20 protein-coding genes are annotated in these 26,052 nt (G+C 37.6%); 8 read left to right on the forward strand and 12 right to left on the reverse strand.

Going from position 1 to position 26,052, the window contains the following annotated elements; genetic code table 11:
• The first annotated feature begins 19 nt into the window (after nt 1-19).
• The 3 genes from EV695_RS06980 to EV695_RS06990 all read left to right on the forward strand — a co-directional run bounded on the left by EV695_RS06980 (nt 20) and on the right by EV695_RS06990 (nt 4,298).
• Complete coding sequence (locus tag EV695_RS06980) at nt 20-1,966, forward strand: OmpA family protein (RefSeq protein ID WP_131905238.1); 1,947 nt, start codon at nt 20-22, stop codon at nt 1,964-1,966.
• 60 nt (nt 1,967-2,026) lie between these two features.
• Complete coding sequence (locus EV695_RS06985) at nt 2,027-3,478, forward strand: helix-hairpin-helix domain-containing protein (protein WP_131905239.1); 1,452 nt, start codon at nt 2,027-2,029, stop codon at nt 3,476-3,478.
• A 127-nt stretch (nt 3,479-3,605) separates the two neighbouring features.
• The gene (locus EV695_RS06990; RefSeq protein ID WP_131905240.1) at nt 3,606-4,298 is read left to right on the forward strand and encodes a hypothetical protein; all 693 of its coding nucleotides are present in this window, start codon (nt 3,606-3,608) and stop codon (nt 4,296-4,298) included.
• Between the two features lie 163 nt (nt 4,299-4,461).
• Here the strand turns inward: EV695_RS06990 and clpA are convergent, their stop codons facing one another.
• The 3 genes from clpA to icd form a co-directional block, all read right to left on the reverse strand.
• On the reverse strand, nt 4,462-6,756 hold the full coding sequence (gene clpA / locus EV695_RS06995; protein ID WP_131905241.1) for an ATP-dependent Clp protease ATP-binding subunit ClpA: 2,295 nt from the start codon (nt 6,754-6,756) through the stop codon (nt 4,462-4,464).
• 55 nt (nt 6,757-6,811) lie between these two features.
• Nucleotides 6,812-7,156, reverse strand: a complete 345-nt coding sequence (gene clpS / locus EV695_RS07000) for an ATP-dependent Clp protease adapter ClpS (protein WP_131906125.1) — start codon at nt 7,154-7,156, stop codon at nt 6,812-6,814.
• 92 nt (nt 7,157-7,248) lie between these two features.
• A complete protein-coding gene (gene icd / locus EV695_RS07005) occupies nt 7,249-8,505 on the reverse strand; it encodes an NADP-dependent isocitrate dehydrogenase (protein ID WP_131905242.1) in 1,257 nt (418 codons plus the stop codon).
• A gap of 130 nt (nt 8,506-8,635) precedes the next feature.
• Between icd and EV695_RS07010 the strand changes: the two genes are divergently transcribed.
• Entirely contained in the window at nt 8,636-9,631 is a 996-nt protein-coding gene (locus EV695_RS07010) for an adenosine kinase (RefSeq protein ID WP_131905243.1), read from the forward strand.
• A 74-nt stretch (nt 9,632-9,705) separates the two neighbouring features.
• Here the strand turns inward: EV695_RS07010 and EV695_RS07015 are convergent, their stop codons facing one another.
• Together EV695_RS07015 and EV695_RS07020 are read right to left on the reverse strand one after the other, a co-directional pair.
• On the reverse strand, nt 9,706-10,332 hold the full coding sequence (locus EV695_RS07015; RefSeq protein ID WP_131905244.1) for a DUF4124 domain-containing protein: 627 nt from the start codon (nt 10,330-10,332) through the stop codon (nt 9,706-9,708).
• Nucleotides 10,333-10,356: 24 nt separating this feature from the next.
• A complete protein-coding gene (locus EV695_RS07020) occupies nt 10,357-10,971 on the reverse strand; it encodes a DUF4124 domain-containing protein (RefSeq protein WP_131905245.1) in 615 nt (204 codons plus the stop codon).
• 158 nt (nt 10,972-11,129) lie between these two features.
• On the opposite strand from EV695_RS07020, the gene pyrE reads away from it, so the two are divergent.
• Nucleotides 11,130-11,777 (forward strand): orotate phosphoribosyltransferase, encoded by a 648-nt coding sequence (gene pyrE, locus EV695_RS07025; protein ID WP_131905246.1) that lies wholly within the window; start codon nt 11,130-11,132, stop codon nt 11,775-11,777.
• Between the two features lie 166 nt (nt 11,778-11,943).
• Here the strand turns inward: pyrE and EV695_RS07030 are convergent, their stop codons facing one another.
• Nucleotides 11,944-13,122: a pyridoxal phosphate-dependent aminotransferase gene (locus tag EV695_RS07030; RefSeq protein ID WP_131905247.1), complete on the reverse strand. Its 1,179-nt coding sequence runs from the start codon at nt 13,120-13,122 to the stop codon at nt 11,944-11,946.
• Between the two features lie 69 nt (nt 13,123-13,191).
• Between EV695_RS07030 and uvrB the strand changes: the two genes are divergently transcribed.
• Both uvrB and EV695_RS07040 read left to right on the forward strand, forming a co-directional pair.
• The gene (gene uvrB, locus EV695_RS07035) at nt 13,192-15,201 is read left to right on the forward strand and encodes an excinuclease ABC subunit UvrB (RefSeq protein WP_131905248.1); all 2,010 of its coding nucleotides are present in this window, start codon (nt 13,192-13,194) and stop codon (nt 15,199-15,201) included.
• A 184-nt stretch (nt 15,202-15,385) separates the two neighbouring features.
• The gene (locus EV695_RS07040) at nt 15,386-16,096 is read left to right on the forward strand and encodes a YebC/PmpR family DNA-binding transcriptional regulator (RefSeq protein ID WP_131905249.1); all 711 of its coding nucleotides are present in this window, start codon (nt 15,386-15,388) and stop codon (nt 16,094-16,096) included.
• A 99-nt stretch (nt 16,097-16,195) separates the two neighbouring features.
• Here EV695_RS07040 and cysZ read toward each other — a convergent pair whose 3' ends face one another.
• The 5 genes from cysZ to EV695_RS07065 all read right to left on the reverse strand — a co-directional run bounded on the left by cysZ (nt 16,196) and on the right by EV695_RS07065 (nt 22,640).
• The gene (gene cysZ, locus EV695_RS07045; RefSeq protein WP_131905250.1) at nt 16,196-16,960 is read right to left on the reverse strand and encodes a sulfate transporter CysZ; all 765 of its coding nucleotides are present in this window, start codon (nt 16,958-16,960) and stop codon (nt 16,196-16,198) included.
• 220 nt (nt 16,961-17,180) lie between these two features.
• Complete coding sequence (locus tag EV695_RS07050; protein WP_131905251.1) at nt 17,181-17,414, reverse strand: DUF1272 domain-containing protein; 234 nt, start codon at nt 17,412-17,414, stop codon at nt 17,181-17,183.
• Nucleotides 17,415-17,555: 141 nt separating this feature from the next.
• Complete coding sequence (locus tag EV695_RS07055; protein WP_131905252.1) at nt 17,556-18,179, reverse strand: hypothetical protein; 624 nt, start codon at nt 18,177-18,179, stop codon at nt 17,556-17,558.
• A 410-nt stretch (nt 18,180-18,589) separates the two neighbouring features.
• Nucleotides 18,590-19,021 carry a GFA family protein gene (locus EV695_RS07060; protein ID WP_131905253.1) on the reverse strand — a complete coding sequence of 144 codons (432 nt, stop codon included), beginning with the start codon at nt 19,019-19,021 and terminating at the stop codon, nt 18,590-18,592.
• A 46-nt stretch (nt 19,022-19,067) separates the two neighbouring features.
• Nucleotides 19,068-22,640 carry a hypothetical protein gene (locus EV695_RS07065; RefSeq protein ID WP_131905254.1) on the reverse strand — a complete coding sequence of 1,191 codons (3,573 nt, stop codon included), beginning with the start codon at nt 22,638-22,640 and terminating at the stop codon, nt 19,068-19,070.
• A gap of 472 nt (nt 22,641-23,112) precedes the next feature.
• Here EV695_RS07065 and EV695_RS07070 point away from each other — a divergent pair, with 472 nt between their 5' ends.
• Nucleotides 23,113-24,420 carry a D-amino acid dehydrogenase gene (locus EV695_RS07070; RefSeq protein WP_131905255.1) on the forward strand — a complete coding sequence of 436 codons (1,308 nt, stop codon included), beginning with the start codon at nt 23,113-23,115 and terminating at the stop codon, nt 24,418-24,420.
• A gap of 114 nt (nt 24,421-24,534) precedes the next feature.
• On the opposite strand, the gene rng is transcribed toward EV695_RS07070, so the two are convergent.
• Nucleotides 24,535-26,049, reverse strand: coding sequence for a ribonuclease G (gene rng, locus EV695_RS07075; protein ID WP_131905256.1), 1,515 nt, complete (start codon nt 26,047-26,049; stop codon nt 24,535-24,537).
• Nucleotides 26,050-26,052: the final 3 nt, after the last annotated feature.

Genomic DNA, 26,052 nt, shown 5'->3' on the forward strand with positions numbered 1-26,052 from the left:
AGTTAATGGATTATTCTTTATGAAGAAAAGTACAAATAAATTTTATATTTTGCTAACAGTGATTGCGACTTCATTGTGGTTTCTAGGAAGCTGGTGGCATTACACCTGCAATATAAAAAATACTTGTGGTTCAAACTCTACCGAAACTCTAGCGACAACTCCTAAACAAGAAAAGACTCCTGAAAACAAATCAAATACCTCTGCTAATCAAGTAGTTGATACCGATTCTGATGGCTTAAGCGATGAGGAAGAAAAATTATTAGGTACCGACCCCCTACTCTTAGATACCGATAAAGATAGCATTCCTGATAATGAAGAAATTGGCGCATCTGTCTCAGCACCATTAGATACAGATTCAGATGGAATAATAGATGCCTTAGATGAAGATGATGATAATGATGGCATTAAAACCTCTATCGAAGAAAAAATAGGTACCAGCTCATTACGTCAGGACACCGATGATGATGGGATCAGTGATTTTAAAGAAATAGGCAAAAACCCTGAAAATCCTAAAGATACTGACCTTGATGGAATCATAAATGCCCTAGATGCAGATGACGATGATGATTCAATCAGCACCAGTAATGAAACTTTACTGGGGACTAATTCCCTATTACTGGATACTGACGGAGACGGTATATCTGATTCAAAGGAAATAGGTGAAAATCTGGATCTCCCAATTGATACCGATAAAGATGGAATTATAGATGCACTTGATACCGAAGAAGAAACTGATCAAGACGGTGATGGTTTAAGCGACTCTTTAGAAGCAAAACTAAATACCGATCCTACAAAAGTCGATACAGATGGCGACGGAATAAGTGACTCAGTTGAAATAGGTGCGAATATAGAAACTCCCCTAGATTCGGATCTAGATGGAATAATCGATGCTATCGATGCTGTCGATGATACTGATACAGATAATGATACGATTAGTGATGTCTTAGAAAAGAAGCTAGGCAGCAAACCTGAGAAAGCAGATTCAGATAATGATGGCATTAATGATAATGAAGAAATTGGTAAAAATATTAACAATCCTTTAGATACAGATTCTGATGGTGTTCTTAATATTAATGACAAAGATGATGACAATGACAAACTAATCACACGTTATGAAATTACAATAGGCACCAATCCTCTGTCTAATGATACTGATAGCGATGGGCTAAAAGACAATGAAGAAGTCAGAAGCCCTGAAGGCAATGAATTACAGGATACTGATGGTGATAAATTGATTAATCCTGTTGATCCAGACGATGATAATGATGGAATATCAACCGCACAGGAACTAAGGCATGGTACAGATCCTTTAAAAACTGACACAGATGGCGATGGGAAATCAGATGCTGAGGAATACGGTAGTAATTTTGATCAACCTGTAGATTTAGATGGAAATGGAATAATCGATGCATTGCAGGCATTAGAAACAAACAAAGAAAGTATTGTTAAAAAAGATGAGCCAAAATTAGTACAAGATGAGTCAACTAATAAAACTAATGTTGGAAAGAATCCTACTAGTAAAGAGGGTGTTGAATCAGTTGAGCCATTAGCCGAAATATCCACTAAAACTGATACACAAAATCTGGATTTGGAATACACCAATCTAGATACTGAAAGCGATTTGAAATCTGCGCGATTATATTTCCCTTTCTATTCGGCAGAGCCTAAATATAGTGAAGAAGCTTCAAAATATTTTGATGAAGTTGTTGAGTGGATGAATAAACGTCCGGAAAATTTAATCACACTAATAGGACATACAGATAATATCGGCTCGGATAAGGCTAATCTAGCATTAGGTATAAAAAGAGTCATGGTTATTCGTGAGATGCTAATTAGCAAAGGTGCACCAATTGCTCAGATAGATATTATTTCCCGTGGTGAGTTTGAGCCTATAAAAGACAATAATACCGAACAAGGTCGATTGCTGAATAGACGTGTAGAAATTATTCCAAGTCAAAAAAAGTAGAACGATTCGTAAGTTTTAAAATTTAAACACTAGATAGTTAAAACGTATTAAGGAAAAATTATGTTTAACAACGATGTAACCAAAAACTATAACAACCAGGATGCGACAGGCGAAATTTTGGTTATGCTTGTGGGTGCTTTTTTACTTGGGTGCCTTCTTTGCTGGTTATTCAAAAAATTATTTAGTGAGAATGATGGTGCCGTTCATAGTAGTAATTCGTCAAACTTAAGCGCAAACAATTATAAACAGTCGATAGTTTCACCAAAAGTCGAAGAGCCAAAATATGTGCCACAGACTACTGGTGAAGTTAGAATAATCAAAAGTAATGATGATAGGATTTATTCTAAGCCTAGAATAGATGAGCTTACTAAAATCAGTGGCATCACGCCCGAAGTTCAAACCATATTAAAGCAGGAAGGCGTTAATTCTTTTACTGATTTAAGGGATATAAAAAGAGAAACTCTACAGTCTCTTCAAGAAAGACTTGTAACTAACAATACGAATAGGAAAGAAATTGAAACATGGCCACATCAAGCCAGTTTAGCTTCTAAAGGTGACTGGAATAAACTAAAAGAGTATCAAGCTTTTATTTCCAGGTCACAAAAAGCCTCACTCCATGTAAATACCGTGCCTCCAATAAAACCATCTGATGATTTAAAGGTAATAGAAGGTATCGGTCCAAGAATAGAAGAAATTTTACATTCAAAAGGTATAACCACGTTTCAACAACTAAGTAACTCTGATACAGATGTTTTGAAGAGCTATATTGTTGAAGCAGACAGTCGATTTAACAAGAACGAAACAGAATCTTGGCCACATCAGGCAGCAATGGCTGAAAAAGGACAATGGGAAGAGTTGAATATTTACCAAGAGTTTATGCACTCTGAAACAACTATAAATACCGATGCTAATACATCTTCTGATAACTCGTCTACGAAAAATACAGCTCAAGAGGTTGCTAATAACGATGATATAAAAGACTACGATGATCTAAAGAAAATTGAAGGAATAGGACCTAAAATTGAAGAGTTATTAAATAAAAGTGGTATATATACCTTTAGTCAACTACACAACTCTAATCAAGAACGACTGAAAAGTATTCTAGCAGAAGCGGGGAATCCGTATAGTATGCATAGCCCTGAAACTTGGCCCCATCAAGCAGGTATGGCGCATAATAATGACTGGAAAGGATTAACGGATTACCAAAAGTCTCTTCAAGATAATAGCACTGAACCATCAGTGGACGCAGTTATCATTACTAAGGATGATTTAAAGAAAATTGAGGGTATTGGCCCTAAAATCCAGGAATTGCTAGGAAAATCAGGAATACATACATTTAAAGATTTATCTGAGCAGCAAAGGGAAACTCTTAAAAATCTATTAGATGAAGGTGGCCCTCAATATAGAGTCCATGAACCAGAGAGTTGGCCACAACAGGCCAAACTAGCTAGTGAAGGCAAATGGGATGAGTTACAAAAATTTCAGGATGAATTAATTGGTGGGCGAAAGTAATAGCCACTCATCTCCAATAAAGTGACGTTTGATTGTTTAATCAGAGCAACAATACATACAAGGTAGTTATAAAGTTATTTAGCTGAAAACTGAAGTATATTCATTCTTTTGAAGGTTGATTCATAAGATGAAAAAAGAACTCTATACACATTTTGTTTATTTAAGTAATTTTTATAAGACTACTGAATTAAAGATATATTCGAGTAATTATCTGGAGATAAATGAAATTTCTTTGTTTGGATCTGTTCATAAAAAAATAAATTTAACAGACACATACATTAAAACAAAAAATACTCTGCCTAATAAAAAAATCATCTTAATTATTGCATTATTATTTATTAGCGCTATTAGTGCATTCTCCTTATCACAATTTAATCTAAACAATAAAACAGTATCTTTAGTTCTGTTATTAGCCTCCGCGTCAATCATACTAACTACTGTTTTTCATTTAATAACATATAGCTCTAAAAGAAGACATTCGCTTATTAAGTCATCCAGTGATGAGTTGCTTTATAAATTTGATTTTGATTTGGAGTCTTCATCTAATAGTGAGGAACTTAACGTTTTTACTGTTGAATTACAAAAAAGAATCTCTGGAAATGATGCACTAGACACTTATGTAGATATCTCCCATAAGTGCAGTAACACCGAAGAACAATATAATAATCTGCTATATCATTTGGAATGTTTATATAACTCTGGTGTTATAGACGATACAACGTTCGATAGAATTGATTCGAATATTAATGAGAAGCTATACCCAAACTTATATAAAGACCCTAGACACGTTGCCGAAGTAATATATCTTTATAATAAGTAAGAGCATATAGGTCGAGAATAATGACCACCTTATACAGATAAATATTAAATTACATCTAATATTAGAAAAAATAAAATTCAGAATACAAAAAAGCCAAAGTGAAATACTTTGGCTTTTTTGTGTGCAAACATCTCTCATCGAGATGTTAATGACTGTTTTAGTCTTATGCTGGGACTGCCTTAGATTCAAATGTTAATTTCAAATCATCAGCCTTCTCGGTTATTCTAACAATACCACCATCTTTACTTAACGTTCCGAATAGTATTTCATCAGCTAGACCGCGCTTAATTTTCTCCTGAATGAGTCTTTCCATAGGACGAGCTCCCATAACAGGATCATGCCCAGTTTTTGCTAACCAGCGCTTAGCTTTATCATCTACAATAAGCGTAACTTTTTTGTCATGTAATTGTGCCTCTAGTTTTATGAGGAACTTATCAACGATAGAAATAATCACATTCTCATCCAAAGGCTTAAATTGAATGACGCCGTCAAGTCTATTCCTAAACTCAGGTGTAAACACTCCTTCGATAGCCTTCATGGTATCTAAAGAATGATCTTGTTTAGTGAATCCCATAGAACTACGACTGATGTTCTCAGCTCCAGCATTACTGGTCATAACTAGTATTACATTTCTAAAGTCTACTTTACGTCCTGTACTGTCTGTTAAGAATCCATTATCCATAACTTGCAATAAAAGATTAAATACATCTGGATGTGCTTTTTCTATTTCATCCAGTAACAACACAGCATGTGGGTTCTTGTTAACAGCATCTGTTAACAATCCACCATCATCAAACCCAACATATCCTGGAGGAGCACCAATTAAACGTGAAACAGTATGACGCTCCATATACTCAGACATGTCAAAGCGAAGTAATTCAATTCCTAAGTTTTCAGCCAGTTGATTTGTTACTTCCGTTTTACCAACACCAGTAGGTCCAGCAAAAACAAATGATCCAATCGGTTTAGAGTCATCACGCAATCCTGAACGTGACATCTTTACTGCAGTTACTAATTGGTCAATGGCCATATCTTGACCAAAAACAACACGCTTCAAATTAAGATCTAAGTTTCTAAGTACTTCCATATCAGTACTAGATACAGTCTTAGGAGGTATGCGTGCAATCTTTGCTACTATCGCTTCAACATCTCTAACTGTAATTTTCTTTTTACGCGTTGATTTTGGTTGTAGCTGTCTATTAGCACCCGCCTCGTCAATAACGTCTATAGCTTTATCAGGGAGAAAACGATCTGTGATATATCTCTCAGAAAGCTTTACAGCTGACTCTAAAGCAGGAATGGTATAGGTAACACCATGGTGCTCTTCAAATCGTGATTTTAAGCCTTTGAGAATCTTGACTGTTTCATTAACACTAGGCTCTTTAATATCAATTTTCTGGAAACGACGGGATAATGCTCTCTCTTTTTCAAAAATACTGTGATATTCCTGAAAAGTTGTAGAACCTATACATTTCAGTTCGCCAGTTGCGAGCATCGGCTTTAACAAGTTAGACGCATCCATCGTGCCACCAGAGGTAGCACCCGCTCCTATCATGATATGAATTTCATCAATAAACAGAATCGCATGCTCTTCTTTCTTGATTTGAGTAAGAACACCTTTTAAACGCTTCTCGAAATCACCTCTATATTTAGTACCTGCAACTATCGCTCCTAAATCTAAAGAGTAAATGATTGCTTCTTCTAAAACTTCTGGCACTTCTTTATCTACGATGCGTTTAGCTAAGCCTTCAGCGATGGCAGTTTTACCAACACCGGATTCACCAACAAGTAGTGGGTTGTTTTTTCTGCGACGACAAAGAACCTGTACTGTTCTCTCTACTTCTAGTTCACGGCCAATCAAAGGGTCTATCTTGCCTTCAATAGCTTGTTGATTAAGGTTTGTAGCGAACTTTTCTAGAGGGCTCTCTTGAACTTCTTCAGACTCTTGGTCTGTGTCCTGGTTTATATCAGAGTCTTCTGATGAGCTATTCGTTTCATCTAAGCTAAAATCTGAAAGCATTGCTTCATCTTTGCGAATATCATGAGACACATAATTCACTAAATCCAGGCGAGACATATCCTGTCTTGCTAAATAATAAACCGCATGAGATTCAGGCTCACCAAAAATAGCGACTAAGATATTTTCTCCACTAACCTCACCTTTACCTGTAGCCTGAACATGGTATACCGCTCTTTGAATAACTCGCTGAAAGCCTAAAGTAGGCTGAGTTTCACGTTTATCTTCGGCTGTAAGTAGGGGGGTGCTTTCTTCAATATAGCTTTCTAGTTCTGTTTGTAAAATAGGTATATCTATACCACAAGCCCTTAAAGCTTTTCCGGCCGAAGGGTTTGTCGTCATTGATAATAATAGATGTTCCACTGTTACAAATTCATGGTGCTTATCACGCGCATCCCTGAATAATTTATTTATAGAATATTCAACTTCAGTACTTAACATCTGTATCTCCTTACATTAGCCCTTTTTACAACTGTACATTCTCTATAGTTCGTCACTAAGCTTGTTCCATAGTGCAAAGTAAAGGATGCTCATGCTCTCTAGCAAACTCATTTACCATGACAACTTTTGTTTCTGCAATGTCTTTAGAATAAACTCCACATACACCTTTCCCCTTAGTATGAACATTCAGCATAATTCGAGTAGCTGCTTCTTCATCGAGGTTGAAAAACTGTCGTAAGATTTCTACGACAAATTCCATCGGTGTAAAATCATCATTTACAAGTATAACCATATATCGTTTAGGTTCGGCTACTTCTGGGCGGGATTCTTGCACCACCAAACCTGACTCATGGTCAATATCATCATCTGAATGGTTTACTATTACATTCCTGCTTATCATATATTGATTTGTTAACTGTTTAGCTGGCATTTCTTTGTTCTCTTACTCTCACTTTTTGTTCTCTGTTGACGATCAAAATAATAATCAAGAATTTACATATGAGAAATCATTTGATCACCAAACTCTGAACAACTTACTTCTGTTGCATCATCCATTTGAGAGGAGAAATCAAAAGTAACTTTTTTAGCTGCGATTGCTCCGGATAATGCTTTCACGATTAAGTCCGCTGCTTCGACCCATCCAATATGTCTTAACATCATTTCAGCAGATAAAATAATGGAACCAGGGTTTGCTTTATTAAGACCAGCAATTGGTGGTGCAGTTCCATGCGTAGCCTCAAATAATGCAATCGTGTCTGACATGTTTGCACCAGGTGCGATACCTATACCGCCAACCTGAGCTGCTAATGCATCAGAAATATAATCACCATTTAAATTCAGTGTGGCGATGACATCATAATCTTCCGGGTGAAGTAATATGTTCTGTAAAAAGGCATCAGCGATGACGTCTTTGACGATAATCTCATTACCTGTTTTAGGGTTCTTAAATGAAAGCCATGGACCACCGTTTAATTCGGTTGCGCCAAATTCATTTTTAGCTAATTCATAACCCCATTGTTTAAAGCCGCCCTCAGTAAACTTCATGATATTGCCTTTATGAACCAATGTCATACTTGGTTTGTCATTATCAATGGCATATTGAAGAGCTTTTCGAACCAATCTCTCTGTTCCCTCTTTTGAAACTGGCTTTACACCAATACCAGAAGTCTCAGGAAAACGAATTTTGGTTACACCCATTTCATTCTGTAAAAAGTCGATGATTTTTTTCGCTTCTGGGGTGCCACTTTCCCACTCAATGCCAGCATAAATATCTTCAGAGTTTTCTCTAAAAATAACCATATCCGTTTTTTCAGGCTCACGTACTGGGCTTGGTGTTCCATCGTAGTAGCGAATTGGTCGTAAACAATTATATAAATCCAATTCCTGTCTTAGTGTTACATTGAGAGATCGGATACCTCCACCTACTGGTGTTGTTAGAGGACCTTTGAGGGACACAACATAATCTTTAATAGCTTGCATGGTTTCTTCTGGCATCCAGACATCTGCACCATAGACTTTAGTGGCTTTCTCTCCGGCAAAGATTTCCATCCACTGGATTTCTTTTGAACCACCATAAGATTTTTCAACAGCAGCATTGATAACTTTCTTCATCACTGGAGTAATATCTATACCAATACCATCCCCTTCTATATACGGAACTATTGGCTTATCCGGAACATTTAACGAGAAGTCACTGTTAGTTGTTATCTTTGATCCTGACTCAGGGATATTTATATGTTGGTAATTCATTTAAGTACAAATTTCTCCGTATTTTTATTAAAAGATTATGTGGCTATTGTATCGTATTTCAAGTATTTGTTTTTATCAAAATCTGTTAAATTACGCGCCAAATATTAAATTTTATCAAGAGACACTTTCTATGAAATACCATGTATACGGCATTGGCAATGCGTTAGTCGATAAAGAATTTGAAGTTAGCGAAGCTTTTCTTGCAGAAAACGGCATTGAAAAGGGTTTAATGACATTAATTGAAGAAGATCAATTAAGCAGTTTACTCGCTAATTTAAAAGAAAACTTCGGTCTGAAAAAAAGAGCTGGCGGTGGATCAGCAGCTAACACTATCGTTGCAATAAGCCAATTAGGTGGTAAAACGTTCTATGCCTGTAAAGTTGCGGATGATGAGACTGGCGATTTTTACATGAAAGATTTGGCTATAGCTGGTGTTACAACAAAATTAGATCAAATCAAAGGCGATGGCATAACAGGTAAATGCATCGTCATGGTTACAGATGATGCTGAGCGCACCATGAATACTTACCTTGGTATCACTTCAGACTTTTCAGTAGATGATCTGCATATTGATGACTTAATTAATTCGGAATTCTTATACATCGAAGGTTATTTAGTAACCTCAGATGTTTCTCGAAATGCTGCATTAGAAGCACGTAAAATTGCTAAACAGAACAACGTTAAAACTGCATTTACGTTTTCTGACCCAGCCATGGTTACCTACTTTAAAGACGGCGTGGGTGAAATTATTGGAGACGGTGTTGATGTATTGTTCTGCAATGAAGAAGAAGCATGCACTTACACCGGAAAAACCGATTTACATGATGCAATTACGGAATTACAAAAATTGACTAATAAACTGGTTGTCACCCAGGGGAATAAAGGTGCAATGGTTTTTTCTGATGGCAATAAAGTAGATATAGAAGCGAATAAAGTAACTGCTATAGATACCAATGGTGCTGGTGATATGTTTGCAGGTGCTTTTATGTACGGACTAACACAAGGAATGAGTGACAAAGATGCAGGAATGCTGGCAAGTGAGTCTGCAGCTAGAACTGTAGCTACATTTGGCGCAAGATTAGAGAAAGAAGTCTTACAAAGTGTGCTGGCTAACTATAGTAATTAATCGATCTTGATTTATTAATAGGCTATGTAACTTAGCTAAGCTAGCTAGGCAAATATAGTCAATGCAGACACAGATTATTCAGAAGCTGGTTTTACCATCAGCTTCTGGAATCTAGCCAATGTAGTTTCAAACTCACCTTTAACTTTATCTTTTTCTATGAGATTTTCTGTAATAGCTTGTTGGTATATCTTGAGATTATCGAGAACCACATCAATTTGCTTTTCTAAAGCCTGTTTGTGCTTAATATCTACCATTCTCTCGTGTTTTTGTTCTAACACTTCTAACTTAATAGATTGTTTTTTGTGCCTGCCTTTCAACAGATCGATGGTGACTTGAGCAAGTTGTAGTTTACTGTCATAGGCTTTAACCAATTCTTTTTCACTGCTAAATACAGACAGTAATAAATTGTCTTCGGCGGCTTGAAACTCTTTAATCTTATTTTCTTTATCAGCCTGTAGCTTTTTCATGGCTCTTAAATCAGCCAATTCTTTGATTTGTCTTTTCTTTTCAGCAGACATGACTTTTTCTGTTTCTAAACCCTGCTTGCTGATAACTACATGACCAAGCTGAGATTTAGACGCAGGTACGCTATATGAGTAATGGGTTTTACCATTATCATCTGTCCAACGGTAATACGCAGCTTCTACGGGCAGGTATAAGCAGAGAATTACCGCGATATATTTTGATTTAAATTTTATCATTATTATTTTTTTCTAACGAAGAATTTACTTTGTTAACTCTTTAAATCTTTCCAAATCAGTTTTGTAGTCTGAATTTAATTTAGCAATTTGAGTTTCATTTTCTTCTAATGCTTGCTTATATTGCACAATAGTCTTATTAATATTTACAATTTTTCCGGCTAAAGTAAGCAACGTATCTTTATGTGTAACCTTAGTGACTTTCTTTTCCAGATTTGCAATTTTTTTGGTTAATACATTATTCTGAGCTTCAAGAATTCTTGAATTCCCTTTAAGCATTTTAATTTTGCTTTCAAAAGAATGTTTTAATTCATCTTCGTTTTCATAAGTAGCTAATAAATAATCATCTCTCTTGTAAACAATATCGAGAGCTTCTTGTTTGATTCGTTGTATTTCTTCTTTTTTCGCTTTCTCATTAGCCGCGATTTTTTCCAGATCTATTTCATTCTGGATCGAAGCAGGATCTACCGTTTTGGTAACATCACCTGTCTTGTTTAATTTAGAATGAGTTTTTGTAGAGGCAGCTGCTGGAACTTTGTCAGAAAAATGAACGTTTCCCGCGTCATCAACCCAACGATATAAACCAGCTTGAGCAGATAATGTAATTAATAGAACAGAACCTAGCACAACTATCTTTTTCATCTTATTTACTTACCCTTTAACTTTTACGATTATTTTGATTATATAAAGCCATAATATCATATCCGTAAAAATAGAAAAAAGTTCCCGACGAACGAAACATTCGCTTAAAACAAAAGCTTAGCTATACTTAGCTTTTATTTTCTTACAAATTGAATATCATGAAATCATATCAACAGGAATTCCTCGATTTTGCCATAGCAAATGATGTACTTAAATTTGGTGAATACACCCTTAAATCTGGCCGCCTCAGTCCTTATTTTTTTAATTTTGGCCTCTTTCAAACAGGCTCATCATTAGCAAAATTAGGAGATTATTATGCGCAAGCAATCGTCGATTCTGGTGTTGAATTTGATATGTTATTTGGCCCGGCTTATAAAGGCATCCCATTGGTAGCGGTTGTCAGTGCCACTTTATATGAAAAACATGGAATTGATCTACCCTATGCCTATAACCGTAAAGAAGCTAAGGATCACGGCGAAGGTGGCAATATCGTTGGAGCACCACTCACAGGCAAAGTTTTAATTGTTGATGATGTCATTAGTGCGGGTACTGCATGTCGAGAAGCTGCGGATATTGTTCAGCAAAACAACGCTGAAATAGCAGGTATTTGTATCTCTCTAGATCGTCAGGAGCGTGGCACTGGTAAGTTATCTGCAGTACAAGAAGTAGAAGAAAGTTATGGTATAAAAGTGATTAAAATAATTGGCTTGGATAATGTGATTCAACATATAGAAGAAACAGCAAAAGATGATGAATTACTATCCAGAATAAGAAACTACAGAGTTGAGTACGGTGTTTCTAGTTAAACCACGCAAGCAAAACAGTCTTAACTAAAGAAAGATCGATAAGTAAAAAACTAAACCCACCCCCCTACTTTAAGCCTGATTTCTTTCAATGAAGAAATCAGGCAATACTGGCTTAATAGTTTATTACACTATCAAGTCTTTATTTATTTACTGATCACAAATTTATTTATAAAGAAGCAATTCGCTCAATCGCTTTTTCCAAATTGTCCATGCTCGTAGCAAAAGACAAACGAATATGCCCTTCTAAGCCGAAAGCACTTCCAGGCACAAGTGCAATTCCTTTTTCACTTAATAAAAATTCTGATAATTCAGCAGAATTTGACACGCCATCAATACGATCAATCAAACCACTAACGTTGGGGAAACAATAAAATGTCCCGTCTGATTCAAGACATTCGATGCCATCAATCGCATTTAACGCACCCACCACATAATCATGGCGTTTTTTAAATTCTACCAGCATAGGAATAATGCAATCCTGGCTGCTGTTTAAGGCAGCTACTGAAGCATATTGTGATATAGAGGTTGGATTAGATGTACTCTGGCTCTGAATTTTTTTCATGCCTTTAATCAGATCAGCAGGACCTGCAGCGTAGCCAATTCTCCAGCCCGTCATAGCGTATGCTTTAGAAACACCGTTTAGCACAATACAACGATCATAAAGTTCTGGCGTAGTGTTTAAAATATTAGAAAACTCGGCGTTGTTAAACAGAATATGTTCGTACATATCATCTGTAGCCACGATAATGTTGGGGTACTTTAAAAGCACTTGTCCTAATGCTGCTAATTCATCGTATGAATAATTCACACCAGTTGGGTTTGATGGACTATTAATCACAAACAAACGCGTTTTATCTGTGATGGCGTTTTCAAGTAATTCTGGCGTTAGTTTAAAGTGATGTTTTTGATCAGCTTCGACAATAACTGGCTCACCACCTGCTAAAAGAACCATATCCGGGTAAGACACCCAATAAGGTGCCGGTATGATAACTTCGTCACCATCATTCAATAAAGCCTGACAAAGATTTGAAAAACTCTGTTTGCCCCCACATGATACAAGAATCTGATCGGGCGCATATTCGAGCTGGTTATCATTTTTAAACTTGGCAATAATTGCCTGTTTTAATTCGCTAATACCATCAACTGCTGTATATCCGGTTTTATTATCATTAATTGCAGCGATAGCCGCTAATTTAATGTGTTCTGGTGTACCAAAATCTGGTTCACCAACACCAAGGTTAATAACATCTCTTCCCTCTGCTTTCATCTTTTGAGCTAAGGCGCTCATAGCTAGCGTAGGAGAAGGTTTTACACGCTGTACGCGATTGGATAACTGAATAGACATTAAAAATTTTCCGAAACTAGAATAGATTGAAATATACTCTATCTTACAAATGAGTAAACAAGAATCTGTATGCAAACCACTTTTAATTTAGAAACAAAGTTTGATCCTGCTGGCGATCAACCAACAGCCATAAAATCTTTGGTCGAAGGTCTTAACGATGGCCTGATGCATCAGACATTACTTGGGGTAACAGGGTCGGGTAAAACCTTCACCATGGCAAATATTATTGCGCAAACTCAACGCCCAACAATAATAATGGCCCACAACAAAACCTTAGCGGCGCAGTTGTATGGTGAGATGAAAGAATTCTTTCCGAATAATTCGGTGGAATATTTCGTTTCGTATTACGATTATTATCAGCCAGAAGCTTATGTGCCTGCCTCGGATATTTATATCGAAAAAGATGCTTCAATAAACGAACACATCGAGCAAATGCGTCTTTCTGCAACGAAAGCGATGATGGAAAGAACAGATACCATTATCATTGCCACTGTTTCAGCCATATATGGTTTAGGTGATCCTGAATCGTATATGAAAATGATGTTGCACCTAAATCGCGGCGATAGAATAGACCAGCGCGCGATATTGCATAGACTCACTGAATTACAATACACGCGCAACGATCTTGAACTCTCCCGTGGCACTTATCGCGTACGCGGTGAAGTCATCGATATTTATCCTGCCGACTCAGATCTGGAAGCTGTTCGTGTTGAGTTATTTGACGACGAAGTTGAAACGCTGAGTTACTTTGATCCTTTAACGGGTGAAGTTTTACGTAAAGTCCCAAGGCTGACGGTTTATCCAAAGACGCATTACGTTACTCCTAGAGAAATCATGCTGGAAGCCGTAGAAAAAATAAAAGTAGAACTCAAAGAAAGACTGGAAGTGCTATACGAGGCGAATCGATTAGTCGAAGCACAACGCCTTAAAGAACGTACGCAATACGACATCGAGATGATAGTTGAGGTCGGATATTGCTCAGGCATTGAAAACTATTCACGCTATCTATCTGGTCGCCCACCAGGAGCCCCGCCACCATGTCTACTTGATTACTTACCGGATGAAGCATTAGTCATCATCGACGAATCACATGCCACCATTCCTCAAATCGGCGCCATGTATAAAGGTGATTTTTCACGTAAAACCAATCTGGTTGAATACGGCTTCAGATTGCCTTCAGCTTTAGATAATCGTCCTTTGCGTTTTGAAGAGTTTGAGAAACTTGTGCCTCAAGTGATTCATGTTTCTGCAACACCCGGCAATTACGAAAAAGAACACAGTGATAACGTTGCCGAGCAAGTGGTGCGCCCTACTGGTTTACTCGATCCAACCATTGAGATTAGACCCGTTCTCACTCAGGTTGATGATGTGATGTCAGAAATCAGTGATCGTGCCGCTAAAAACGAACGTGTACTGATTACCACATTAACCAAGCGCATGGCAGAAGATCTCACAGACTATTTGCTTGATCATGGTCAACGTGTACGTTATCTGCATTCAGATATTGATACAGTTGAGCGCGTCGAAATTATTCGTGATTTACGTTTAGGTGAGTTCGACGCCTTAGTCGGCATCAATTTATTACGTGAAGGCTTGGATATGCCCGAAGTCAGTTTAGTAGCAATACTCGACGCAGATAAAGAAGGTTTTTTGCGTTCAGAACGCTCATTAATACAAACCATAGGACGTGCCGCTAGAAACTCTGAAGGTAGAGCAATTTTGTATGCAGATAACGTCACAAAATCGATGCAAGCGGCGATAGATGAAACTGACCGTCGTCGAACCAAACAGATCCAGCACAATAAAGAGAATGGCATTACACCGACAAGTATCGCAAAGAAAATCACGGATATTATGGAAGGTGCTTATGGCAGTTCGATGCGTGGCCGCGCGAATAAGAAATTAGATAAAGTTGCTGATAAAGCGGCAGATTACTCTACACTATCACCTGATAAAATCGCAAAAGAAATTGTTAAACTGGAAAAGAAAATGTTCCAGCATGCTAAAGATCTGGAGTTTGAAGAAGCGGCAGCAGTCAGGGATCAAATCAACCAAATGCGAGAACAGGTATTTAAATAACTGTTCGTATATAACGAGTAAATTTCATCAAGCCACCCCCCCACTTTGGGGGCTTTTTTGCTGTTAACACTACAAACTAATAGTGCGAACACATTTACTTCTACGACTAATACCATGAGTTACTTCACATCAAGCTGACTTAACTGTAGTATTTGCACCTTTAATATTTAACCGAGAGATTGTAATGGGCAGAGCCTACCAGAACCGCAAAGAGTCAATGGCCAAGACTTCAGATATGAAGGCAAAGGTTTACAGTAAATACGGACGTGAAATATACGTTTGTGCAAAAGCTGGCGGTCCTGACCCTGATGGCAATCTAGCCTTGCGCAGTTTGATTGATCGTGCCAAGAAAGACCAGGTCCCGACCCATGTAATCGACAAAGCGATTGATAAAGCAAAAGGCGGTGGCGGGGAAGACTTCTCACCTGCACTTTACGAAGGCTTTGGTCCTGCAGGCAGCATGGTATTAGTCGAATGCCTAACTGATAATCCAAACCGTACTTTTGGTGATGTTCGCCAGTGTTTTACTAAATCAAAAAGCAAGATAGGAACACCGGGCACCGTTAGCCACATGTTTGACCACTCTGCAATTTTTGTATTCAAGGGCGAAGATGAAGAAGCTGCACTAGATGCATTAATGGAAGCAGATGTAGATGTTACTGATATCGAAAATGAAGATGGTATGATTTCAGTCTTCGCGCCAAATACAGAGTACTTCAAAGCGAAACAAGCGTTAGAGCCTCTAGTAGATGAATTTGAAGTTGATGAAATCCAATATTTGGCACAAAATCTTGCGCCATTAACAGGTGAAGATTTAGAGCAGTTTGAACAATTACTAGATTTGCTTAACGATAATGATGATGTTCAGAATGTTTACCACAGCGTAGAAATCTAAATAGTTAATCACATAAAATAAAAAAGCCTGCTAAATTGCAGGCTTTTTTGTGTCTATAAACATAAGTTAATTATGTTTATAGTTAGGTTTTAGCTGGGTTTAATAGTTCGTGGACTTTTGCTTAGATAATGATTCAACCCAGTATCGTGTTCCGCCAGCAACACCTACAGGCATCACGAAAAAGTTAACGATGGGAATCATCATCAATACAGTCAGTACACCTCCAAAACCTAGTGCCATAGAACGATTTTTTCGTAAAAGAGGAAGCTCTTCCTTAATAAACAACTGATGATTACCCATGGCAAAATCAGTGTATTGCAACGATAACATCCACGCACCATAGATACCCCAGGCAAAGGGTGATATGACGTTAACCACAGGGATAACACTAATCAGTAATAGCAGTGGCACCCATTTCAACATATAAAGGACTTTGCTGACCTCACTTCCCATGGTTTTGCCCAAAGTCTTCAACAGCGCTTTAAAACCTTTCTGTTCTGTTATTGGCTGACCTTTGAGTTGTTGTTCCACACGTTCGGCCAGAATGGAATTAAAAGGTGCCGCGATAAGATTGGCGATAATAGTAAACGTATAGTACACAGCGATTAAAATCAGGATCGCAAACAAGGGCCATAGTAACCATTCAAGCCCCGTTTTAATAAAATCAGGCATCCAGCTGGGTAACCAGCCAGTTAAATAATTCATCAACGCTTCAAACTGAGATGAAGCAAGCCAGATTGCAACTGAGAAGACAGCAATATTAATCACCAAAGGGATAAGTACAAAAGGACGAATACCCTTCTTGGTAATCAGTGAAAAACCGCTAAACGCATATTTCATGCCCTGTAAAAAACCAGAAATCATTTTATCTCTTTCCTTGAGTAATATTGTGGGTGGGGAGTTTACTAGTTTGAATAGCTAGAGCAAGTCGTAAACTAGAGTGATTTATAAACAAGAGTATGCTTAATAAAAAAACAGCGTTATTCTTTATCCTTAAAATCTTAATAAAGCTTTCGAGTAATAATAGTTACCAAGCAGAGTAAGTAGCGATTCAAATTTGAATGTTATTTATTACCAATCAGATCTAAGTAACAGGTTTAAACACAACTTTTGTGCTGGCTGGATGCGTTAACAATTTACTGGCAGGACGAATAGGTCTTTGGCAAAAGTTACCTCCGCAATTCGGGCAAACACCCTGCAAGATATTTTCCACACAGGTTCTACAGAATGTACATTCGTAAGTACAAATCATGGCCTCATTTGAATCTGCAGCTAACGATTTATTACAATTCTCACAAGTAGGTCTCAATTCAAGCATTTATCATACCTTTGCAATTGTTTAATGTTATTTAGAAGGTTTTAAACAAGTATAAGCCACCCCCCTACTTTGGGCGGTTTTTTTAGACAAAAAAATACCGACATAAGCCGGTATTTTAAATAATCTAAGATAGATTTCGGATTAGTTATTTAACACAGGTGCAGCTTCTTCACTTTTGATCAGGTTACCTGCCGAATCTTTCATTTCAACAGCTTTTTCCATCACAGAGCTTCCTGCTTCTTTCGCTTTATCCATCATATTATCAGTTGTCTTTGAAACTGCTTCTTTGGCGCTGTCAGTCATAGACGACGCTTTTTCCATCGCTGCTGATCCTGAAGTTTTAGCAGCATCCATTACTTCCTGAGATTTCTCTTTAGTCGCTTCTACTGCACTGTCTTTCATTTCAGTTGCTTTTTCCACGGCACTGTCTTTCATTTCTGTTGCTTTTTCTACAGCGCTATCTTTCATTTCAGCCGCTTTTTCTTTAACCGCTTCAGTAGTTTCGCTAACGGTCTCTTTTGCTTTTTCAACTGCTGTATCAGCCGCTTTAGAAACACTTTCAGTTGCTGAATCTGTTACTTCTTTAGCTTTATCAGCGACAGAACCTGCAGCATCTTTAGTAGCATCTACTGCTTTGCTTGTTGCTACTTTTGCTTTCTCTACTACGTTTGTTGCAGCATCTGATGATTTATCAGTTTTATCATCAGAACAAGCAGATAAACCTAATGCCATTGCTACACAAACTACACCATATGAAAATTTCATTGAACTACTTCCTTTATTTGAATATAAAAAATTAAATCGATGAGGATTATAAAGTTATTTTCTTTAAATTAAAGTAGCTTAGCGTAATTTTCTAAACTACATTCTTAAGTTAATTAAGAATATTAGTACTTACTAAATAATCTGATAGCTATTAAGTACCTATAAACCTTGATTAGTTCAATATTGTTATTTATTTCATAATGACTAGTGCAGTTTTAAATAATGATCTATTGGGTATTTTTGGACATAAATTGAACAAATGGATTACGCAGATGTATTGTGTAAATAGATAAAGGAAAATACATAAGAGAAGTAACAAAGAAGTCGTAGATACCTATAAAGGCACCCCCCTACTTTGGGGGCCTTTTTTAGAACTCAAAATGTAAGGAAATGAATATATAAGGAACGTATTATTCGTTATCGTTTATTAGCTTGCTGCTTCTATTGCCCAAAAACTGCGGTAAATCATCTTTGATGTCTAGCCAGTTTGTTTTTGATGAAACGAATATATGTACGTCTGGTTTCAGATCTATATCGCTATCAAGCGTGCCTAGAGCAAATTCTACAAGCTCCGTAGACTCTATGGAGTCCTGAAAAATGAGACTGGAACCGCATTTTGGACAAAATTTACGGATAGTTCCATTGTCTGCTGTGTAACTTTGCAAGTGTTCTTCGCCTTCAACCCATTTGAAATTTTCACGCTTAGCTTCGCCAAAAGTGGCAAAGGCAGAGCCATGAAATTTACGACACATCGAACAATGACAATGCCCCATTTTAGGCTCTATTTTAGACACTTCATATTTGATGGAAGCACACAAACATTGGCCAGAATATGTTGTCATTTAAATTTCTCGTAAGTGTTTATCAACCCAAGCTCTAATCAAAGCGTTAATCGGCAAGGGAGTTCTTTAAAATTAATTTTGGCAAAGGAAGATTAGTGTCTGCTGATCGCAACTCTTTGCCTCCTTTTTCTCCTGTATCAACATCAGAAATTACAATATTTATACCTAACTTGTCTCCGGGCTTAGGTTGGTAGTTATCTACTACGCTTTTATCAGTATCTTCTTTGTCTTTGTTTTTAGTGGCTGCATCATCTTCACTATCCGGGTCATCAATAGCAGGCTTTGCGTAAATCTGTTTCCAGGGTATCGCCAGATTTAATAAATAACCGGCATCAGTTCTGATGGTACGAGCTTGAGTTGTCGCTTCGTCAAAAGGTGTAAAAGTAAAAGTAATGGCATTTTCAGTGATTGATATCTTTGGCGTTACTTGAGTCTCTTCTACATCTACTGTTTTAGATTGATCAGTATCTACTTTAGCTTCTAAATCATCTTCAGTAGTAGATTGATCTTTCTTTGATTCATCCTGTTTAGCATCGTTGTTTGTTATTTCAGTAGTTTTTTCAGTTGAATCTTTCGTTTTCTCTTTTGCATTCTCTTTGGCATCTTCTTTCGCACCATCATTCGAATCATCATTCTCAGTATCTTTTGATTTAGCTTTCTTTGCTTCATCTGAAGTTGTTATTAGCTCTTTTTTGCCAGTCTTATTTTCAGAATATTTTTCATTACTCTTATTTTTTTCGGTATTTGTTTCGGTACTGGTTTCAGTATTCGATTCGTTATCCGACTTTGTTTCTGCTTTAGTCTTTGATGTTAAGTCCTCATTTTTGTTTGATTCTTTGTTTGTTTCTTTGGATTTGTTCAAGGATTTTTTTAATTCTTTTTCTATCGTTTTTGTAACATCCTTGATTGATGCTTTGTCATCATTTTTTACTTTTTCGGACAAATTTTCTTTGTCTTTTTCAATGGTTGTTTTATCGTTTGTTTCTTCAGCTGTTACAGAGTCAGACTTCTTTTTAGATGAATCGCTAGATTCTTCTATCTCTATCTCTTTATCTTTTTCTTTATCTGCTTCTTTCTTATTTTCTTTGTCTTTTTTCTTGGCTTTTTCAGCTTGAGCTTTTGCTCTGGCTTCGTACACTTTTTTACGTGCAGCTTGTTCTTCTTTCTTTTTCGCTAATAGCTTTTTCTCGGTTTTGATATCGATTTTTTCCTGCGCTATTTTCTTAGCTTTGATCTGTTCTTCAGTTGTCGTATCGAGGGTTAATGAAACACTATCACCGTTTTGTAAGTCGTCATCATTTACGGCCAGACTGATATAGAGATGTTTGGTGTCCCAACTTGCTTGCCAGCTTGCTGAAATGTCTCGACTGCTATTGTCTTTAATATGAGATTTAATGGCATGAGGAGCATTCAAAGCCCAAATATCATTAGGTGTTTTAGCATATATGACAGGAGTTTCAGCACTCTCTCCATTGAGTAATGCCATACCCGAATCAGAGGTCTTTGCCGTTTGTTCTTCAGGGTATAAGCGTGCATTCAAATACCGAATCAGTGAGTCATATTTCGGCGCTTCGCTACGAGGTTGACGTATATGTTCCTTAAGTCCCCAACTGCCATACCAGCTATAGATTCTGGGCGCACTGAAAGCCACGAATAATTTGCCACCATTTCGTTGCCAACCTTCCATTAATTCATCGTATAAAATACCCATACGTGGGTCACGATTTGCAGCATAGAGCAGCTTATTGGGGTGTTCATCGACCTTGCGAGTATTCCAGTCTACCAAATGTTGCCCACCTTCATAGGCAACCAAATCAACACCAAACGACTTAGCCACATTCGCTTGTTTCTTTATGTAGTTGATCGTTGAATCCATTCCCCATTTAGTGGTTTTATCAAGCATTGCCTTGAATACATCATCGACTGTCTTAGCGCGCCTTAATACTCTAGGGTGAGCAGAAAAATACGGACCTATGGCAACAGCATCCGTATGTTTATAAGCATCTTTATATGAAAGAATCGTACTCGACATGGTTTGATTGCTGGCCCAACTACCGAGAACACGCACCAATCTATCATTATCCCCAAAAACCTCTTCCCATATTTTAAAGGTTTCAACACTGCGTAATGAATACCACTTGTAACCGGCTATGGATTTTTTTTCATCCAGTTTTTGCTTCTTACCTTCTGCAATGGCGTAATCGTGATGAGAAAAAATAGGATTCCAGACTTCGTTGCTGTATTCGATGTACGCTTTTAACTCTTTATCCAAATGTTCGCTAACATACTCGCCAAACGCTTTAATGTAATCGTCGCTGGCTTTAAAAGGCATGGAAAACCACGGATCAGCTTTGATCTGATTAGATAAAGCCACCATCACCTCAACAGGTGCGCCGCGGGAACCATACTTGCCACCCCAGCTGGCTTTCTTCAGTGTGTTTCTATCTTTCCAGTCTGTTACAGGGTTACGCGTCATTCCGGACATATTCATATAGCGAATTACCTGAAAATCTTTCATGAAGTTCAAGTAGTCAGGATTAAAGACGATCGCTTTGCTTACGTCTGAATAACCTTTTATTTCAAACTTTATATTTTTGTTATTTTTATTTGATTGAGGCTTATTGCCGACTTTATTTTCAGTAATTTTTTTTGTGTCTTTAGTTGCTTCTTTATTACTGACTTTCTTGGACTTTTCAGACTCTTTTTCTTTAGTATTCTCGGCCTTTAATTTGTCAGAGCTAGCTGTATTTTTTGAATCGTTGTCATCATTAATTTCACTATCACTATCACTATCACTAGCTGCATCATCACTATCATCTGAGGAGGTTTCAGATGTCTGATCTTTTAAACGCAGCTTGCGTTGTTCATCCGCTAATGGGTTTAAATGGTTATCTTCAAAAGACAGATATTCTCCCTTTTCACAGTCCAGATCAGTTTTTACACGAATATGAGGAGAGTCTTTACAGATGCCTCCTTCTGGCAAAATACGAATATTCTGTATGTAATTCTCGGGATTGGATTTTTTTATGAATAAAGAGGCATTTAGAATCTTATCTTTACCTGCTTTTATCTCAATAATGTCTTTATTAGGTCGATGCACAATCAAACGGGCATCATTACCGTAGAAAATCTCACCTTCACCATCATAAAGCACGGTAAAGAAACCATCTTCAACGGTATCTTGTGGCAATCTGTTGAGAAATTTAGTACCTGCTTGACCACCTTTTAAATCACTAGGCCAACCATATTTATCGTATTCAAGTCCTTTACTGCTACCCCAGGGAACGGTTTCCTGAAAGGGAATGGACGATTTAAAGAGATCTAGAAACTGTACGCTGGAAGTATCTTCTCTGACGTCTGCCGTATTAATGCCTAATACGGGTTCAGGTCTTTTTGTTTCTGTAGATTCGTCTTTATCAGATTCTTCATCACCAGATTTGTCGTTTGCTGAGATTTGTTTTCTTATCTCATCAGTAATACTGCTTTTATTACGCCCCTGTAGATACTCAGTCGCTGTATTAATGTCAGCATGAACGAGACCGAAAAAAGTCCCAGCTAATAGCAAATACATTAAAACGTAAAAGAAAGATTGACGAAATAACTGATTTAAACGCGGCATATAACATCCAATGTTAGAGGTATGAACATTATGAAATTAGACAATGTAAATGGCAAGAAAGCCCTTTAACTATAATAAACTAGATCTGTTAATTTAGTTATAACACACCCCCCTACTTATAGGCCTTTTTTTATAGTTTTGTATTTATACTTGCAAGAATTTGGCAAGCAATTTTGAGCTTTAATATGCACTTTCAGTGCCATCTTTATAGTGCTAGTGTTATCCAAGTATTTATTTAATGAGTATTGTCGTCTGGTTTTTTAATAACAACAATAAAACCAACGTTATATCTTGGGGCATTCCTTATATACACTCATATATAATGCCTCATTATTGTATCGCAATATTAATTACTGATTTTCTGCGTTTTAGCATACAATTTTCTGGGATTATTTAAACTTCAGCAGGATCTATTTTCATTAATTACCTATCATTAGATTACTTTTAATGTACTTATTTAGGTAATGTAGTTATGCACGTTCTTATTCTTGGCAGTGGTGTTATCGGTGTAACAAATGCTTATTACTTGGCAAAAGAAGGCCATCAGGTAACGGTCGTCGATCGTCAATCCAGTGCGGGCCTAGAAACCAGCTTCGCTAATGCCGGACAACTTTCTCCTGGCTACTCTGCTCCTTGGGCAGCCCCTGGCGTGCCTCAAAAGGCAGTTAAATGGATGCTAAGCAAGTATGCCCCTCTCATTGTTAATTTTAAACCCGAGTGGGATAAACTGAAATTCATCACGCGTATGTTCGCTAACTGCACACCAAAGGCCTACGGTATCAATAAAGACCGCATGGTCAGACTCGCAGAATACAGCCGTCATTGCTTGCTAGAGCTTGATGGTGAGTTAAAGTTTGATTACAACCATGAGCGCAAAGGTACTTTACAAATATTTAGAACAGAGGCTCAATTGAAAGCATCTGCCAAAGATATTGCTGTTCTTGAAGAAAATAATGTTCCCTATGAGTTACTTGATGCTGATGGCTGTGTCGCCATTGAACCGGGTCTGGCGGATGTCAAAAAAGATATCGTGGGTGGTTTACGTCTGGTCAATGACATGACGGGTGATTGCTTCAAACTTACGACACAACTGATGGAAAAATGTCGTGAGATGGGCGTTGAATTCAAATTCGATACATCGATCAACAAACTGAATATGCGAGATGGAAAAATTTCTTCTGTTGCGACCAGTGCTGGTGACTTAACTGCAGATAAATACATTATGGCTTTGGGGTGTTATGCAACACCACTACTAAAAGAGGTAGGTATAGATAGTCCTGTATACCCTGTTAAAGGTTATTCTTTGACTATTCCAGTGACTAACGAAAATGCGTCACCTGTTTCAACGATTATGGATGAAACCTACAAAGTGGCTATCACTCGCCTAGGCAATAGAATTCGAATCGCTGGTATTGCAGAACTAACCGGTTATGACTTGAGTCTCGGCGATAGACAGCGTAAAACCATGCAGTTTGTTATTTCTAATTTATTCCCTAATGGTACCGATCTGACAGAAGATAATTTCTGGTGCGGATTACGCCCAATGACTCCAGACGGGACGCCGATTATTGGCAAGACAGATATCAGCAATCTCTATTTAAACACTGGACACGGAACGTTAGGGTGGACAATGAGCTTTGGATCGGCGCGAGTATCTACGGATATAGTTTGCGGTAAAGAACCAGAAATTTTAAGTGATAATTTCGCGATTAGTCGTTACAAAGGAAAAACAGAACGTCAGGAAATGGTGAATGAAATAGACCCTTTAGAAGTTAACTAAAGGATCAAAGAAAGAATTAAAAAAAGAAATTGGGGTGACTAAATAAATAGTTAGTCATCCCTTTTACTATAGGTACCTTTTAAATAGGCACCCCCCTACTTTGGAGCGTTTTTTTTACAATAGAACCACATCAAATTGTTCTTGTGTATATAAAGACTCAGCCTGAAAACGAATAGGCACACCAATAAACTCTTGTAACTCCGCTAAACTATCTGACTCTTCATCCAGTAACAAATCAGTCACATCCAGGGATGCCAGTACCAGTAATTCACGCGCATCAAATTGACGTGCTTCTCTTAAGATCTCTCTGAAAATTTCATAACAAACAGTTGTAGCAGTCTTAATGTAACCGCGCCCTTCACAGGTAGAACACGATTCACACAAAATGTGCTCAAGTGATTCTCTGGTACGTTTACGGGTCATTTCTACCAAGCCAAGACTAGACAAAGACGTCACGGAGGTTTTCGCGCTGTCGTTTTCTAAGGCTTTTTCCAGCGCGGCTAACACCTGCTCTTTATGATCATCCTGTTTCATGTCGATGAAATCCAGGATTATAATCCCACCAAGATTTCTTAAACGTAATTGACGAGCTAAGGTTTGCGCTGCTTCAAGATTTGTCTTGAATATGGTTTCTTCTAAATTACGATGCCCTACAAAACCACCGGTATTAACATCGATAGTCGTCATCGCTTCTGTTTGATCGACGATCAAATAACCACCAGACTTAAGGCTAACCTTGCGCTTTAAGGATTTTTGAATTTCATCTTCCACAGAATGAAGGTCAAAAATAGGCCGTTTTCCTGTGTAATATTCAATTTTATCGGACAACTCAGGGATATAGATTTTCGAAAATTCTAAAAGCTTAGCCAACGTTTCTCGCGAATCGACTTTAATGCTTTCAATATCTTCCGCGACCATATCTCTCAGTGCGCGCTGTACTAAGGGCAAATCAGAATAAATCTTTTTGGTTTCGGATTGTCCGGAAGCATCGTTTACTTTTTTCCAGAGCTTGTTTAAAAAGAGTATATCGGCAGCAATTGCGTCATCTTCGATACCTTCTGCTGCGGTACGCGCAATATACCCAAATTTTTGTTCTTTGAGTAAATCTAAGTCGGGGTTATCGGTATCTACTTTTTCACGATAATGAGCGATTAGATTTTTTAGGCGTTTGCGCTCCTCTTCATCATCTATTTTGCTGGAAACACCAATTGTGTTGGTATCCGGCATTAATACGACATAGCGCGAAGGAATCGTTACGTGCATAGTTAAACGCGCACCTTTAGTTCCAAGTGGGTCTTTAATCACCTGGACTAAAACATATTTACCTTCATGGAGTAATTCGGATATTGGCGGAAGTTGGATGTCTTCATCTGGCGTATCGCCATTAAAAATTTGTTCTTTGGGGAAGCGTAAATCAGAAGCGTGCAAAAACGCTGCTTTTTCCTGCCCAATATCAATAAATGCCGCTTCCATTCCAGGAAGTACACGACTGACTTTTCCTTTGTAAATATTACCCACGATACCCTGATTAGAGCTTCGTTCGATCATCAATTCTTGCAGAATACCGTTTTCAACCAATGCGACGCGTGATTCTTGTGGTGTTACATTTATTAGTATTTCTGTGCTCATCGA

The sequence above is a fragment of the Cocleimonas flava genome, assembly GCF_004339015.1.
GTDB classification, from domain to species: domain Bacteria; phylum Pseudomonadota; class Gammaproteobacteria; order Thiotrichales; family Thiotrichaceae; genus Cocleimonas; species Cocleimonas flava.